Origin of the sequence: Streptomyces sp. NPDC012935, assembly GCF_042900345.1 — a bacterium.
In the GTDB taxonomy this organism is placed as follows: Bacteria; Actinomycetota; Actinomycetes; order Streptomycetales; family Streptomycetaceae; genus Streptomyces.
The window spans coordinates 117,234-132,543 of the sequence record NZ_JBIBBC010000011.1; the positions used below are offsets into that span (position 1 = coordinate 117,234).

The 15,310-nt window shown below is 69.2% G+C and carries 12 protein-coding genes; 10 read left to right on the forward strand and 2 right to left on the reverse strand.

Translation table 11 applies throughout. The annotated features are described in order from the left end of the window. The first annotated feature begins 66 nt into the window (after window positions 1-66). The 6 genes from ruvB to relA all read left to right on the forward strand — a co-directional run bounded on the left by ruvB (window position 67) and on the right by relA (window position 8,285). On the forward strand, window positions 67-1,137 hold the full coding sequence (ruvB, locus tag ACFY5C_RS25605; RefSeq protein WP_389447836.1) for a Holliday junction branch migration DNA helicase RuvB: 1,071 nt from the start codon (window positions 67-69) through the stop codon (window positions 1,135-1,137). 175 nt (window positions 1,138-1,312) lie between these two features. After that, window positions 1,313-1,810 carry a preprotein translocase subunit YajC gene (gene yajC / locus ACFY5C_RS25610; RefSeq protein ID WP_389447838.1) on the forward strand — a complete coding sequence of 166 codons (498 nt, stop codon included), beginning with the start codon at window positions 1,313-1,315 and terminating at the stop codon, window positions 1,808-1,810. A gap of 132 nt (window positions 1,811-1,942) precedes the next feature. After that, on the forward strand, window positions 1,943-3,700 hold the full coding sequence (gene secD / locus ACFY5C_RS25615) for a protein translocase subunit SecD (RefSeq protein WP_389447840.1): 1,758 nt from the start codon (window positions 1,943-1,945) through the stop codon (window positions 3,698-3,700). A 2-nt stretch (window positions 3,701-3,702) separates the two neighbouring features. After that, entirely contained in the window at window positions 3,703-4,827 is a 1,125-nt protein-coding gene (secF, locus tag ACFY5C_RS25620) for a protein translocase subunit SecF (protein WP_389448064.1), read from the forward strand. Then, on the forward strand, window positions 4,824-5,363 hold the full coding sequence (locus ACFY5C_RS25625) for an adenine phosphoribosyltransferase (protein WP_389447842.1): 540 nt from the start codon (window positions 4,824-4,826) through the stop codon (window positions 5,361-5,363). Before secF ends, ACFY5C_RS25625 begins: the two co-directional genes overlap by 4 nt. A gap of 387 nt (window positions 5,364-5,750) precedes the next feature. Continuing rightward, the gene (relA, locus tag ACFY5C_RS25630; protein WP_389447844.1) at window positions 5,751-8,285 is read left to right on the forward strand and encodes a GTP pyrophosphokinase; all 2,535 of its coding nucleotides are present in this window, start codon (window positions 5,751-5,753) and stop codon (window positions 8,283-8,285) included. Between the two features lie 66 nt (window positions 8,286-8,351). On the opposite strand, the gene ACFY5C_RS25635 is transcribed toward relA, so the two are convergent. Then, on the reverse strand, window positions 8,352-9,581 hold the full coding sequence (locus ACFY5C_RS25635; protein ID WP_389447846.1) for a DUF349 domain-containing protein: 1,230 nt from the start codon (window positions 9,579-9,581) through the stop codon (window positions 8,352-8,354). Between the two features lie 135 nt (window positions 9,582-9,716). Further along, window positions 9,717-10,562, reverse strand: a complete 846-nt coding sequence (locus tag ACFY5C_RS25640; RefSeq protein ID WP_389447848.1) for a peptidylprolyl isomerase — start codon at window positions 10,560-10,562, stop codon at window positions 9,717-9,719. Window positions 10,563-10,742: 180 nt separating this feature from the next. Between ACFY5C_RS25640 and ACFY5C_RS25645 the strand changes: the two genes are divergently transcribed. The 4 genes from ACFY5C_RS25645 to ACFY5C_RS25660 all read left to right on the forward strand — a co-directional run bounded on the left by ACFY5C_RS25645 (window position 10,743) and on the right by ACFY5C_RS25660 (window position 15,027). Next, window positions 10,743-11,450 carry an MBL fold metallo-hydrolase gene (locus ACFY5C_RS25645; RefSeq protein WP_389447849.1) on the forward strand — a complete coding sequence of 236 codons (708 nt, stop codon included), beginning with the start codon at window positions 10,743-10,745 and terminating at the stop codon, window positions 11,448-11,450. Between the two features lie 12 nt (window positions 11,451-11,462). Beyond that, window positions 11,463-12,725 carry a histidine--tRNA ligase gene (hisS, locus tag ACFY5C_RS25650; protein WP_389447851.1) on the forward strand — a complete coding sequence of 421 codons (1,263 nt, stop codon included), beginning with the start codon at window positions 11,463-11,465 and terminating at the stop codon, window positions 12,723-12,725. Window positions 12,726-12,966: 241 nt separating this feature from the next. After that, window positions 12,967-13,626: a vitamin K epoxide reductase family protein gene (locus ACFY5C_RS25655; protein WP_389447853.1), complete on the forward strand. Its 660-nt coding sequence runs from the start codon at window positions 12,967-12,969 to the stop codon at window positions 13,624-13,626. Window positions 13,627-13,671: 45 nt separating this feature from the next. Then, window positions 13,672-15,027 (forward strand): replication-associated recombination protein A, encoded by a 1,356-nt coding sequence (locus ACFY5C_RS25660; protein ID WP_389447855.1) that lies wholly within the window; start codon window positions 13,672-13,674, stop codon window positions 15,025-15,027. Window positions 15,028-15,310: the final 283 nt, after the last annotated feature.

The following is a 15,310-nucleotide window of genomic DNA, read 5'->3' on the forward strand; positions in this document are numbered from 1 at the left end:
GCACCGGGGACGCCTTGATCCTCGTACGATCCACCCGACCGCGACCGCGACCGCGAGGCACACTCCATGAACTGGGACGACACCACCGACACCCCCGCCCCCGAGCGGCTCGTCGGTGCGTCCGCCGACCGTGAGGACCAGGCCGTCGAGGCCGCGCTGCGCCCGAAGGACCTGGGCGAGTTCATCGGCCAGGAGAAGGTCCGCGAACAGCTCGACCTCGTGCTGCGTGCCGCACGCGCGCGTGGCGCCACCGCCGACCATGTGCTGCTCTCCGGTGCCCCCGGTCTCGGCAAGACGACCCTCTCGATGATCATCGCGGCCGAGATGGGCGCCCCCATCCGCATCACCAGCGGCCCCGCCATCCAGCACGCCGGCGATCTCGCCGCGATCCTCTCCTCCCTCCAGGAGGGCGAGGTCCTCTTCCTCGACGAGATCCACCGCATGTCCCGGCCGGCCGAGGAGATGCTGTACATGGCGATGGAGGACTTCCGCGTCGACGTCATCGTCGGCAAGGGGCCGGGCGCCACCGCCATCCCGCTCGAACTGCCCCCGTTCACCCTCGTCGGCGCCACCACGCGCGCGGGCCTGCTGCCGCCCCCGCTGCGCGACCGCTTCGGCTTCACCGCGCACATGGAGTTCTACGAGCCCGCCGAGCTGGAGCGCGTCATCCACCGCTCCGCGAACCTCCTCGACCTCGAGGTCGAGGCCGACGGCGCCGCCGAGATCGCCGGCCGCTCCCGTGGCACGCCCCGTATCGCCAACCGCCTGCTGCGCCGGGTCCGCGACTACGCCCAGGTCAAGGCCGACGGGATCATCACGAGGGACATCGCCGCGGCCGCACTCGCCGTCTACGAGGTCGACGAGCGCGGCCTGGACCGGCTCGACCGCGGCGTCCTGGAGGCCCTGCTGAAGCTGTTCGGCGGCGGCCCGGTCGGCCTGTCCACGCTCGCCGTCGCGGTGGGGGAGGAGCGCGAGACGGTCGAGGAAGTCGCCGAACCCTTCCTCGTGCGGGAGGGACTGCTCGCCCGTACCCCGCGCGGCCGGGTCGCCACCCCGGCGGCGTGGGCGCATCTCGGCCTCACCCCGCCGGGCTCGCACACTGCGGGAAACGGACAACAGGACCTGTTCGGGACGTGACGGCCCGGTCACGGCGAGCACAGTGGCCGGAGCAGGAACCCCAGTGCCATGCTGAGCGTTGTTCCATGCGCGGAGACTCGCTTAGACTCCGCCGATGCCGCCTATGTCGGCGGCACACATACCCCCAACCATCAGGCCGCTCACCATCGCGGTCGTGTGAAGGAAGTTCCGACCCGTGAGTCTCGTGACCCTCCTCCCGTTCATCGTGCTCATCGGGGCCATGTTCCTGATGACCCGGTCGGCCAAGAAGAAGCAGCAGCAGGCCGCCGACATGCGGAACCAGATGCAGCCCGGATCCGGTGTCCGCACCATCGGTGGCATGTACGCCACCGTCAAGGAGGTCAGCGAAGACACGGTCCTCGTTGACGCCGGCCCGGGCGTGGAGCTCCTCTTCGCCAAGAACGCGATCGGTGCCGTCCTCTCCGACGACGAGTACAACCGCATCGTGCACGGCATCGAGCACGACCTGAAGTCCGACGTCGTCCCCGACGACGCCTCCTCCCTCACCGAGGCCGACGAGCCCGCCGCTGCCGCCGCCTCCGACGAGAAGCCCGTCGACCTTGGTAAGAAGGACGAGAAGGACGAGGTCGAGGAGCCGTCCGACGCCGTTGCCGCCGAGGCGAAGACGGACGACGTGCCGAAGAAGACCGACGGCGACACCGACGCGAAGTAGCCATGCTCCGGGGCGCGCGGGCCACGCCTGCGCGCCCTCGGGCATGCTGAGCTCGCACGGGATCCCGACACCATGTCATGGCCGCCCGCCCGTTGATCCGGAGCGAGGCGGCCCGAGAGGGAGTACGAGAAGGTGGCAGCACCTAAGAAGGGCCGGAACGCGAGCGCCCAGAGCAAGCCAGGGCGCTCGCTGGCCCTCATCCTGATCGCCATCGCGGCGCTCACCGGAGGGATGTTCGCCTCGGGGCACACCACTCCGCGACTCGGTATCGACCTGGCCGGCGGCACGAGCATCACGCTTCGCGCGGTTGCCGAGCCAGGTCAGGAATCCGCGATCAACAAGACCAACATGGACACCGCGGTCGAGATCATGGAGCGCCGTGTCAATGGTCTTGGTGTCTCGGAGTCCGAGGTTCAGACCCAGGGCGACAAGAACATCATCGTCAACATCCCCAAGGGCACGAACTCCAAGGAAGCCCGGGCCCAGGTAGGCACCACCGCCAAGCTGTACTTCCGGCCGGTCGTCGCCACCGAGGTGTCGGGCGGCGGTGCGACCCCCACCCCCTCGCCGAGCGCCTCCAGCAGCGCGTCGGGTGACTCCACCGACAAGGCGACCTCCTCGGCCACTCCCTCCGGCTCCACCAGCCCCTCGGCGAGCTCCACCACGCAGGGCCGCGCGGTCACCGACGCCCTGAAGGCCGACCCGACGCCGTCCACGAGTGCCCCCAGCGGCTCCCCGTCCGCGAGCAGCACCCCCTCCGGCGACTCCTCGACCAGCAAGCTCGAAGCGCAGTACGCCGCCCTGGACTGCTCGAAGAAGGCGGCCCGCGCCAAGGCCGGTGACGGTGCCAAGCCCACCGACCCCACCGTCGCCTGCGGTCAGAACTCGCAGGGCCAGTGGCAGAAGTACATCCTCGGCCCCGCCGAGGTCGACGGCACGGACGTCAAGAGCGCCCAGGCCACCTTCCAGACCACGACCGGCGCCGGCTGGACCGTGAACATGAAGTTCACAGGTGAGGGCAGCAAGAAGTTCGCCGCCACCACCGGCAAGCTGGCCAAGAACCAGTCCCCGCAGAACCAGTTCGCCATCGTGCTGGACGGTGAGGTCGTCTCCGATCCGTTCGTCCAGGAAGCCCTGACGGGCGGCAGCGCCGAGATCTCCGGCAACTTCAACCAGGAATCGGCGCAGAGCCTGGCCAACATGCTGTCGTACGGCGCCCTGCCGCTGTCCTTCCAGGAGGACAGCGTCACCACGGTGACCGCCGCGCTCGGCGGTGAGCAGCTGAAGGCCGGTCTGATCGCCGGTGCGATCGGTCTCGCCCTGGTCGTCATCTACCTGCTGGTCTACTACCGCGGCCTGTCGCTGATCGCGATCCTCTCGCTGCTGATCTCCGCGGCCCTGACCTACACGATCATGGCGCTGCTCGGCCCGACCATCGGCTTCGCGCTGAACCTGCCGGCCGTCTGCGGTGCCATCGTCGCCATCGGCATCACGGCGGACTCGTTCATCGTGTACTTCGAACGCGTCCGGGACGAGATCCGCGAGGGCCGCTCGCTGCGGCCCGCCGTCGAGCGTGCCTGGCCCCGCGCCCGGCGCACCATCCTGGTCTCCGACTTCGTGTCGTTCCTCGCCGCCGCGGTGCTCTTCATCGTCACCGTCGGCAAGGTCCAGGGCTTCGCGTTCACGCTCGGCCTGACCACTCTGCTCGACGTGGTCGTCGTGTTCCTGTTCACCAAGCCGCTGCTGACGCTCATGGCCCGCAGCAAGTTCTTCTCCAGCGGCCACAGCTGGTCCGGTCTCGACCCCAAGCGACTGGGTGCCCAGCCACCGCTGCGCCGTAACCGCCGTCCCGCCCGCCCCGCCGGCCCTGTCGACCCGAAGGAGGCGTGAGTATGTCGAAGCTCGGCAACCTCGGCGCCCGACTGCACCGTGGCGAGGTCGGCTACGACTTCGTCGGCAACCGCAAGCTCTGGTACGGCCTCTCGATCCTGATCACCATCACGGCCATCGTCGGCCTGGCGGTGCGCGGCCTGAACATGGGCATCGAGTTCCAGGGCGGGGCCGTCTTCAACACCCCGAAGACCAGCGTCTCGGTGTCCCAGGCGCAGGAGTACGCGGAAGAGGCGTCCGGTCACGACGCGATCGTCCAGAAGCTCGGCGACGGCGACAAGGCCACGCTGCGCATCCAGGTCGCGGGCATCGACACCACGCAGGCCAACAAGGTCTCGGCGGAGCTGGCGGAGAAGCTCGGGGTCGACGAGGACGACGTCACCGGCGAGCTGGTCGGTCCCAGCTGGGGTGAGCAGATCGCCAACAAGGCCTGGCAGGGCCTCGGGATCTTCCTGGTCCTTGTGGTGATCTATCTGGCGATCGCGTTCGAGTGGCGCATGGCACTCGCGGCGTTCGTCGCGCTGATCCACGACATCACGATCACGGTCGGTATCTACGCCCTCGTCGGATTCGAGGTCACACCGGGCACGGTGATCGGTCTGCTGACGATCCTCGGTTACTCGCTCTACGACACGGTCGTCGTCTTCGACAGCCTCAAGGAGCAGACGAAGGACATCACGAAACAGACCCGCTGGACCTACAGCGACATCGCCAATCGCTCGATCAACAGCACCCTGGTCCGTTCCGTCAACACCACGGTGGTCGCGCTGCTGCCGGTGGCGGGCCTGCTGTTCATCGGTGGCGGTTTCCTCGGCGCCGGCATGCTCAACGACATCTCGCTGTCGCTGTTCGTCGGTCTCGCCGCCGGTGCGTACTCCTCGATCTTCATCGCCACGCCGCTCGTCGCCGACCTCAAGGAGCGCGAGCCGCAGATGAAGGCCCTGAAGAAGCGCGTCCTCGCCAAGCGTGCCCAGTCCGCCGCGCAGGGCGAGTCCACGGACGCCCCGGTCGGCGACGAGCTGCTGGACGACGAGCCCGAGGACGCCACCCCCGCAGTGGTCGGGCCGCGCAACCAGCCCTCGTCCCGCAACCGGGGCCGTGGCCGACCCTCGGGGAAGCGGCGATGACGGACATCAAGGAGCTGCTGCTCAGCCGCATCCGTGACGTGGCGGACTACCCGGAGCCGGGCGTGATGTTCAAGGACATCACCCCGCTCCTGGCGGACCCGGCGGCGTTCACGGCGCTCACCGACGCGCTGGCCGAGATCGCCGGGAACACCGGTGCCACGAAGATCGTCGGCCTGGAGGCCCGCGGGTTCATCCTCGGAGCTCCGGTCGCCGTCCGTGCGGGCGTCGGCTTCATCCCCGTACGCAAGGCCGGCAAGCTCCCCGGGGCGACCCTCAGCCAGGCGTACGACCTGGAGTACGGCTCCGCGGAGATCGAGGTCCACGCCGAGGACCTGGCTGCCGGCGACCGTGTGCTCGTCATCGACGACGTCCTCGCGACAGGCGGCACCGCGGAGGCCTCGGTCCAGCTGATCCGCCGGGCCGGCGCAGAGGTGGCCGGCCTGGCCGTCCTCATGGAACTCGGCTTCCTCGGCGGCCGAGCCCGTCTGGAACCGACTCTGGCAGGCGCCCCACTGGAGTCACTGCTCACGGTCTGATCCGAGGAACACCACCAGCAGCACCGGATGCCGCGCACCTGCACGACAGGGGCGCGGCATCCGGTATGCCGGGCCCCGCACGACAGCCGCCTGCCCCCGGCCATCCCCCGGGTCCTGCCTCTTCTGGATGGCGTGAAACCCCCGCTGCCCGATGCATGCGGGTCGTGTGTGAGAGGCGTACGCGACCCCCGTGACAGGGCTGCGCAACCCCCACGCCACCGTCCGGACACCGGCCTGACCGGCCCTGCGGAATCCGTCGGCCGCCTCTTGCGTTCCTCCTGTAGACGGTCCTCACATCCCGCTGCAGGCGATCCCGCGGCGCAGGATCGCTACCATGGGGTCTCCGGAGCCTGACCGGGGGACCCGGATCGCGCACGAGGAGCCCTCTTGCCAGACGAGGCCCAGCACCTGACCGCCGCCAAGCCCGAGTCCGCCTCGGCGCCCGCGGCGAAGCCGGCGCCGAACGCGCCACACGCGAAGAACGACGCGCGTGGGGCGGTCGAGCATGCCCAGTCCGCGCCCGTCGACAAGCCGGCCGAGCAGACGCGACCCAAGCCCGCCCCGCCCGAGCGCCCCGCACCGGCCGTGCGCCCGAACACCGGCCAGCCCGCCCGCACCGGCTCCTCCAACCGCGTCCGTGCCCGCCTCGCCCGTCTCGGCGTCCAGCGCTCCAACCCGTACAACCCGGTGCTGGAGCCGTTGCTGCGCATAGTGCGCAGCAACGACCCGAAGATCGAGACCGCCACGCTCCGCCAGATCGAGAAGGCCTACCAGGTCGCCGAGCGCTGGCACCGCGGCCAGAAGCGCAAGAGCGGCGACCCGTACATCACGCACCCCCTCGCCGTCACCACCATCCTCGCCGAGCTGGGTATGGATCCGGCCACCCTGATGGCGGGCCTGCTGCACGACACCGTCGAGGACACCGAGTACGGCCTCGACCAGCTCCGCCGTGACTTCGGCGACTCCGTGGCGCTGCTCGTCGACGGCGTCACCAAGCTCGACAAGGTCAAGTTCGGCGAGGCCGCGCAGGCCGAGACCGTGCGCAAGATGGTCGTGGCGATGGCCAAGGACCCCCGCGTCCTGGTCATCAAGCTCGCCGACCGCCTGCACAACATGCGCACCATGCGCTACCTCAAGCGCGAGAAGCAGGAGAAGAAGGCGCGCGAGACGCTCGAGATCTACGCGCCGCTTGCTCACCGCCTCGGCATGAACACCATCAAGTGGGAGCTGGAGGACCTCGCCTTCGCGATCCTCTACCCCAAGATGTACGACGAGATCGTACGGCTGGTGGCCGAGCGGGCACCGAAGCGTGACGAGTATCTGGCCATAGTGACCGACGAGGTCCAGCAGGACCTGCGCGCCGCCCGCATCAAGGCGACCGTCACCGGCCGCCCGAAGCACTACTACAGCGTCTACCAGAAGATGATCGTCCGCGGCCGTGACTTCGCGGAGATCTACGACCTGGTGGGGATTCGTGTACTCGTCGACACGGTCCGCGACTGCTACGCGGCCCTCGGCACCGTGCACGCGCGATGGAACCCGGTCCCCGGCCGGTTCAAGGACTACATCGCGATGCCCAAGTTCAACATGTACCAGTCGTTGCACACGACGGTCATCGGCCCCAACGGCAAGCCGGTCGAACTCCAGATCCGTACGTTCGACATGCACCGCCGCGCCGAGTACGGCATCGCCGCGCACTGGAAGTACAAGCAGGAAGCCGTCGCCGGCGCCTCCAAGGTGCGCTCCGACGCGCCCAAGTCGTCCGGCAAGGGCAAGGACGACCACCTCAACGACATGGCGTGGCTGCGCCAGCTCCTGGACTGGCAGAAGGAGACCGAGGACCCGGGCGAGTTCCTGGAGTCCCTGCGCTTCGACCTGTCCCGCAACGAGGTCTTCGTCTTCACCCCGAAGGGCGATGTCATAGCGCTCCCCGCGGGCGCCACCCCGGTCGACTTCGCGTACGCCGTCCACACCGAGGTCGGCCACCGCACCATAGGAGCGCGGGTCAACGGCAGGCTCGTACCGCTCGAATCCACCCTGGACAACGGCGACTTGGTGGAGGTCTTCACCTCCAAGGCGCCCGGCGCGGGCCCCTCCCGCGACTGGCTCGGCTTCGTGAAGTCGCCGCGCGCCCGCAACAAGATCCGGGCCTGGTTCTCCAAGGAGCGCCGCGACGAGGCGATCGAGCAGGGCAAGGACGCCATCGTCCGCGCGATGCGCAAGCAGAACCTGCCCATCCAACGCATCCTCACCGGCGACTCGCTGGTCACGCTCGCCCACGAGATGCGCTACGCGGACATCTCCGCGCTCTACGCGGCGATCGGCGAAGGGCACGTCTCCGCACAGAACATCGTGCAGAAGCTCGTCCAGGCGCTCGGTGGCGAGGAAGCCGCCACGGAGGAGATCGACGAGTCGGTCCCGCCGGCCCGCGGTCGCAGCCGCAAGCGCCGCTCCAGTGCCGACCCGGGCGTGATCGTCAAGGGCGTCGAGGACGTGTGGGTCAAGCTGGCCCGCTGCTGCACGCCCGTACCCGGCGACCCGATCATCGGCTTCGTCACGCGCGGTAGCGGAGTATCGGTTCACCGCAGCGACTGTGTGAACGTGGAGTCACTGTCCCGCGAGCCCGAGCGCATCCTCGAGGTCGAGTGGGCGCCCACCCAGTCCTCGGTCTTCCTGGTCGCCATCCAGGTCGAGGCCCTGGACCGCTCCCGGCTCCTCTCGGACGTCACGCGCGTCCTGTCCGACCAGCACGTCAACATCCTCTCCGCGGCCGTCCAGACCTCCCGCGACCGCGTCGCCACCTCCCGCTTCACCTTCGAGATGGGCGACCCGAAGCACCTCGGGCACGTCCTGAAGGCGGTCAGGGGCGTCGAGGGCGTCTACGACGTGTACCGGGTGACGTCGGCGCGCAGCCGGTCGTAAACAGCCGTACCGGAACGAAGAAGGGGCTCCCCGCGGGGAGCCCCTTCTCTCGCATGTCGACCGGTGTCAGCCGCCGAACTCCTGAAGACCCTTCAGGGCCTGGTCCAGCAGCGCCTGGCGGCCCTCCAGCTCACGCTCCAGCTTGTCGGCCTTGGCGTTGTTGCCCTGAGCGCGGGCCTGGTCGATCTGGCCCCGCAGCTTGTCCACGGCGGCCTGGAGCTGGCCGGTCAGCCCCTCGGCACGCGCGCGTGCCTCCGGGTTGGTCCGGCGCCACTCGTTCTCCTCGGCGTCCTGGATGGCCCGCTCGACGGCGTGCATCCGGCCCTCGACCTTCGGGCGGGCGTCGCGCGGCACGTGACCGATGGCCTCCCAGCGCTCGTTGATCGAGCGGAAAGCGGCACGTGTGCCCTTCAGATCGCCGATCGGCAGGAGCTTCTCGGCCTCCTCGGCCAGCTCCTCCTTCAGCTTGAGGTTCTCCGCCTGCTCGGCGTCGCGCTCGGCGAAGACCGAACTGCGGGCGGCGAAGAAGATGTCCTGGGCACCGCGGAAGCGGTTCCACAGGTCGTCCTCGTGCTCACGCTGGGCGCGGCCCGCGGCCTTCCACTCCGACATCAGCTCGCGGTAGCGCGCCGCCGTCGGACCCCAATCGGTCGACCCGGACAGCGACTCGGCCTCGCCGACCAGCCGCTCCTTGGTCTTGCGGGCCTCCTCGCGCTGCGCGTCCAGCTGTGCGAAGTGCCCCTTGCGGCGCTTGGAGAACGCCGACCGGGCGTGCGAGAAGCGGTGCCACAGCTCGTCGTCCGACTTGCGGTCGAGCCGCGGCAGACCCTTCCAGGTGTCCACCAGCGCCCGCAGCCGCTCACCGGCGGCCCGCCACTGGTCGGACTGCGCCAGCTCCTCGGCCTCGGCGACCAGCGCCTCCTTGGCGTGCCGCGCTTCGTCCGACTGCTTCGCCCGCTGCTGCTTGCGCTCCTCGCGGCGCTTGCCGACCGTCTCGACCAGCTTGTCCAGCCGGGTCTTCAGGGCGTCCAGATCGCCGACCGCGTGATGGGCGTCGACCTGCTCACGGATGTGGTCGATCGCGGTCTGCGCGTCCTTCGCCGACAGGTCGGTGGTCTTTACCCGCTTCTCGAGGAGGCCGATCTCGACAACCAGGCCCTCGTACTTGCGCTCGAAATAGGCCAGCGCCTCCTCGGGGGAGCCTGCCTGCCAGGAACCGACGACCTGCTCGCCGTCGGCCGTACGCACGTACACGGTCCCCGTCTCGTCGACGCGGCCCCACGGGTCGCTGCTCACAGCGCCTCCTCCACATGATGCCTGCTAGGGGCTTGTGTTCCCCCGGGCATCGTCCACAGTTTCGTCACGGCCAACATAGGCGACCGGCGGGTTGCCTGTCCGCATCCCGCGCGACCGAACTTTCGCAGTTGGCGGTCAGGATTTCGTGACCGTCGCCTTGTTGATGACGACCGTCGCGTTGGGGGCAGTGTTCCCTGTCGTGGGGTCGGCGGGCTGGGCTCCGGCGTCCGCGATCTTCTTCAGGACCTTCATGCCCGCCTCGGACACAGTGCCGAACGGTGTGTAGTCGGGCGGAAGCTGACTGTCCTGGTAGACGAGGAAGAACTGGCTGCCTCCAGTGTTGCGCCCCTCCTTGGTCTGTGCGTTGTACTGGTTGGCCATCGCGACCGTGCCCGCCGGGTACACGTTGCCCTTGAGGCTCGCGTCCTTGAGGTTCTCGTCCGGAATCGTGTACCCCGGCCCGCCCATCCCGGTGCCCTGCGGGTCGCCGCACTGCAGTACGTAGATGCCGCTGTCCGTGAGCCGGTGGCACTTGGAGTGGTCGAAGTAGCCCTTGCCGGCGAGGAAGGCGAACGAGTTCACCGTGTGCGGCGCGGCCGACGCCTTCAGGGCGATGTCTATGTCACCGCACGTCGTCGCGAGCTTCATCGAGTACTTCGCGGACTTGTCGACGGTCAGCTCCGGCTCCTTCTTCCAGGTCGCCGTCTTGACCTTGCCCGCGGCGGGCTTCTCGCACGGGTCCGGGGCCTTGCTGGTCGGACTGGGGCTGACCTCCGCGCCCGCGTTCTCCTTCTTGGCGCCGTCGTCCTTGAGTACCCCGGTCGTGTACAGCGCGAGGCTGCCGATGACGACCACTCCGAGCACCGACGCGATCACCGAGTTGCGCATCCGCGCCCTGCGCCGGGCGGACGTGCGCCGCTGCTGCTGCCGCAAGAACTTCTCCCGGGCGAGCTGACGCCGCCGCTGTTCCTGGCTGACCACCGGGTTCTCTCCTCATGCGTCGTGGGTGTCGACCGGTACGCGTGCGTCCGGTGAGCCGACTGCCTGCGTGTGCCCCGTACCGTATATGGGTTCGCTGAGGAATCGGCAGCGCCGGTAGGCTCTGACGTCAGGCGGAGCCCGCCGACAAACCACCCGTGTCGACACAAACGAAGGACGATCGTGCTCATTGCCGGGTTCCCCGCCGGGGCCTGGGGGACGAACTGTTATCTCGTCGCCCCCGCCGCCGGTGAGGAGTGCGTGATCATCGACCCGGGCCACGAAGCGGCCCCCGGAGTCGAGGAAGCACTGAAGAAGCATCGGCTCAAGCCCGTCGCCGTCGTCCTCACCCACGGCCACCTCGACCACGTGGCCTCGGTCGTCCCCGTGTGCGGTGCGCACGACGTACCGGCCTGGATCCACCCCGAGGACCGGTACATGATGAGCGACCCCGAGAAGGCCCTCGGCCGCTCCATCGGCATGCAGCTGATGGGCGAACTGACCGTCGGGGAGCCGGACGACGTCAAGGAGCTGACCGACGGCGCGAAGCTGGCGCTGGCGGGGATGGAGCTCACCGTCGCGCACGCGCCCGGCCATACCAAGGGGTCGGTGACCTTCGGCCTGCCCGAGGCGGCGGACATCCCGCCGATCCTGTTCTCGGGCGACCTGCTGTTCGCCGGCTCCATCGGACGCACCGACCTGCCCGGCGGTGACATGGCCGAGATCCTCGAATCGCTGGCCCGCGTGTGCCTGCCGCTCGACGACTCGACCGTGGTGCTGTCCGGCCACGGCCCCCAGACGACCATCGGCCAGGAGCGCGCCACCAACCCGTATCTGCGGCAGGTGGCCGCCGGCCTGGGAGCCCAAGAGGCTCCCCGACGAGGAATGTGACGAGAGACTTCCGTGAGCACGTTTCAAGCACCCAAGGGCACGTACGACCTGATCCCGCCGGACTCCGCCAAGTTCCTGGCCGTCCGTGAGGCGATCGCGGCTCCTCTGCGCAACTCCGGCTACGGCTACATCGAGACGCCCGGCTTCGAGAGCGTCGAGCTGTTCGCACGCGGCGTGGGCGAGTCCACCGACATCGTGACCAAGGAGATGTACGCCTTCGAGACCAAGGGCGGCGACAAGCTCGCCCTGCGCCCCGAGGGCACGGCCTCGGTCCTGCGCGCGGCCCTGGAGGCCAACCTGCACAAGGCGGGCAACCTCCCGGTCAAGCTCTGGTACTCCGGCTCCTACTACCGCTACGAGCGCCCCCAGAAGGGCCGTTACAGGCACTTCTCCCAGGTCGGCGCCGAGGCGATCGGGGCCGAGGACCCGGCGCTGGACGCCGAGTTGATCATCCTGGCCGACCAGGCCTACCGCTCGCTGGGCCTGAGCAACTTCCGCATTCTGCTCAACAGTCTGGGCGACAAGGAGTGCCGTCCGGTCTACCGGGCCGCGCTCCAGGACTTCCTGCGCGGCCTGGACCTGGACGAGGACACCCTGCGCCGGGCGGAGATCAACCCGCTGCGTGTCCTGGACGACAAGCGTGAGTCGGTCCAGAAGCAGCTCGGGGACGCCCCGCTGCTGCGCGACTACCTCTGCGACGCCTGCAAGGCGTACCACGAGGAGGTCCGCGAGCTGCTCACGGCGGCCGGCGTCGCCTTCGAGGACGACCCCAAGCTGGTACGCGGCCTGGACTACTACACGCGTACGACCTTCGAGTTCGTCCACGACGGTCTGGGCTCCCAGTCCGCGGTGGGCGGCGGCGGCCGCTACGACGGGCTGTCCGAGATGATCGGCGGCCCCGCGCTGCCGTCCGTCGGCTGGGCGCTCGGCGTCGACCGCACGGTGCTCGCCCTGGAGGCGGAGGGCGTGGAGCTCCAACTCCCGTCGTCCACCAGCGTGTTCGCGGTACCGCTCGGCGAGGAGGCCCGCCGGGTGCTGTTCGCCAAGGTCACCGAGCTGCGCAAGGTCGGCGTCGCGGCGGACTTCTCGTACGGCAACAAGGGCCTCAAGGGCGCCATGAAGAACGCCAACCGCAGCGGCGCCCGCTACACGATCGTCGCCGGCGAGCGTGACCTCGCGGAGGGCGTCGTCCAGCTCAAGGACATGGAGTCCGGTGAGCAGGCGGCCGTCGGCGTCAACGAGATCGTGGCCGAACTGGAAGCCCGACTGGGCTGAGTTCCAAGAGGTTCGGAAAAGGGCGGGCACCGCTTCGGTGCCCGCCCTTCTGCCGTCCAGAAGCCGTTCCGAAGCCGCTCTGAAGGCGCTCTGAAGGCGTCCCGACGGTGTCCTGAACCGTGCCCCTCGGGACGGTCGCGCGTATTTCCTTATCCCCAGCGAACGGTGGGAAGGCGTGCGTGTACGGCACAATGTGCCCTGTCCGGAGAAACTCCAAGTCTCAAGTGACGGAATCGGCGTGATGAGCAAGACGACAGTCAAGGACGTCTCCACCGAGCCCGAGTCCGAGCGGGCCGAGGCGTCGCCCGGTTCGGCGGGCAGCAGCCGTGCGTTCGCCCTGATGCTGGTGGTCACCGGCGCGGCCGGCCTGCTTGCCGCGTGGGTCATCACGATCGACAAGTTCAAGATCCTCGAGGCGAAGGTCGAGGGTAAGACCTTCACGCCCGGCTGCAGCCTGAACCCGATCGTCTCCTGCGGCAGCATCATGGAGAGCAAGCAGGCGGCTGCCTTCGGGTTCCCCAACCCCATGCTCGGGCTGGTCTGTTACGGCATGGTCATCTGCGTCGGGATGAGCCTGCTCACCCGCGCCCGCTTCCCGCGCTGGTACTGGCTGACCTTCAACTTCGGAACGCTCTTCGGCGTCGTCTTCTGCACCTGGCTGATGTACCAGTCGCTGTACAACATCAACGCGCTGTGCCTGTGGTGCTCGCTCGCCTGGGCCGCGACGATCACGATGTTCTGGTACGTGACCTCCTTCAACGTCCGCAACGGCTTCCTGCCCGCGCCGCGCCCGCTGAAGAACTTCCTCGCCGAGTTCACCTGGGTGCTCCCGGTGACGCACTGCGGTGTCATCGTCATGCTGATCCTGACCCGCTGGGGCAGCCAGCTCTGGGCCGCCTGACCCGCTCGGCCGTCGATGTCAGTGCGGTGATTTAGGGTTTCCAACGTGGAGCCCGACCTGTTCACCGCCGCTGCAGAAGAACGCCAGGAGAAGGACCCAGCCGGAAGTCCCCTGGCGGTGCGCATGCGCCCGCGCACCCTGGACGAGGTCGTGGGCCAGCAGCACCTGCTGAAACCGGGCTCGCCCCTGCGCAGACTCGTCGGCGAGTCCGGCGGCGGGCCCGCCGGACCGTCCTCGGTGATCCTCTGGGGTCCGCCCGGCACCGGCAAGACGACCCTGGCGTACGTGGTCTCCAAGGCCACCAACAAGCGTTTCGTCGAGCTCTCCGCCATCACCGCCGGGGTGAAGGAGGTCCGCGCGGTCATCGAGGGCGCACGGCGTGCCACCGGGGGCTTCGGCAAGGAGACCGTCCTCTTCCTCGACGAGATCCACCGCTTCAGCAAGGCCCAGCAGGACTCCCTCCTGCCGGCCGTCGAGAACCGCTGGGTGACCCTGATCGCGGCGACCACCGAGAACCCGTACTTCTCGATCATCTCCCCCCTGCTGTCCCGCTCCCTCCTGCTCACCCTCGAGCCCCTCACCGACGACGACGTCAGAGGCCTGCTGAGGCGGGCACTGAGCGACGAGCGGGGCCTGAGCGACGCCGTCGCGCTCCCCGAGGACACCGAGGAGCACCTGCTGCGCATCGCCGGCGGCGACGCCCGCCGCGCCCTGACCGCCCTGGAGGCGGCAGCCGGGGCGGCGCTCGACAAGGGCGAGCCGCAGATCGGCCTCCAGACACTGGAGGAGACGGTCGACCGGGCGGCGGTGAAGTACGACCGCGACGGCGACCAGCACTACGACGTGGCCAGCGCCCTCATCAAGTCCATCCGCGGCTCCGACGTCGACGCCGCCCTGCACTACCTGGCCCGGATGATCGAGGCCGGCGAGGACCCCCGCTTCATCGCCCGCCGCCTGATGATCTCCGCCAGCGAGGACATCGGCCTGGCCGACCCGAACGCGCTGCCGATCGCGGTCGCCGCCGCCCAGGCCGTCGCCATGATCGGCTTCCCCGAGGCCGCCCTCACTCTCAGCCACGCCACCATCGCCCTCGCCCTCGCACCCAAGTCCAACGCCGCGACCACCGCGATCGGCGCCGCCATGGACGACGTACGCAAGGGCATGGCGGGCCCGGTGCCGCCCCACCTGCGCGACGGGCACTACAAGGGCGCCGCCAAGCTCGGACATGCGCAGGGGTACGTCTATCCGCACGACCTCTCCGAAGGCATCGCCGAGCAGCAGTACGCACCGGACGCCCTCAAGGACCGCGAGTACTACACCCCCACCCGGCACGGCGCCGAGGCGCGGTACGCGGACGCGGTGGAGTGGACCAGGAATCGCCTCGGTCGGAAGCGCTCCTGAGCACCCTGTAGAATCCGTAGAAGTGCTGTGTCCCGTGCAGTCAGAACGGGACGGTCAGCCGGAGCCCGGTCCTCCTAGGAAGGCCGGCTCCAGGAGCGTCGCGCACCGTCGATTCGGTGTCGCGGGCAGCCCACCACCACTCGTCGCACGACGAGAACGGTCGGTGGGCCACTCGCGTGCTGCACGTATGTGCCCAGACCAGGGGAGCGGCTGCCCGGCGGGTCCTCGGACCCCAAGGGTTTCCCCGGCTGCGGATGCGACCTCCCTCAACCCTGACAAGCCG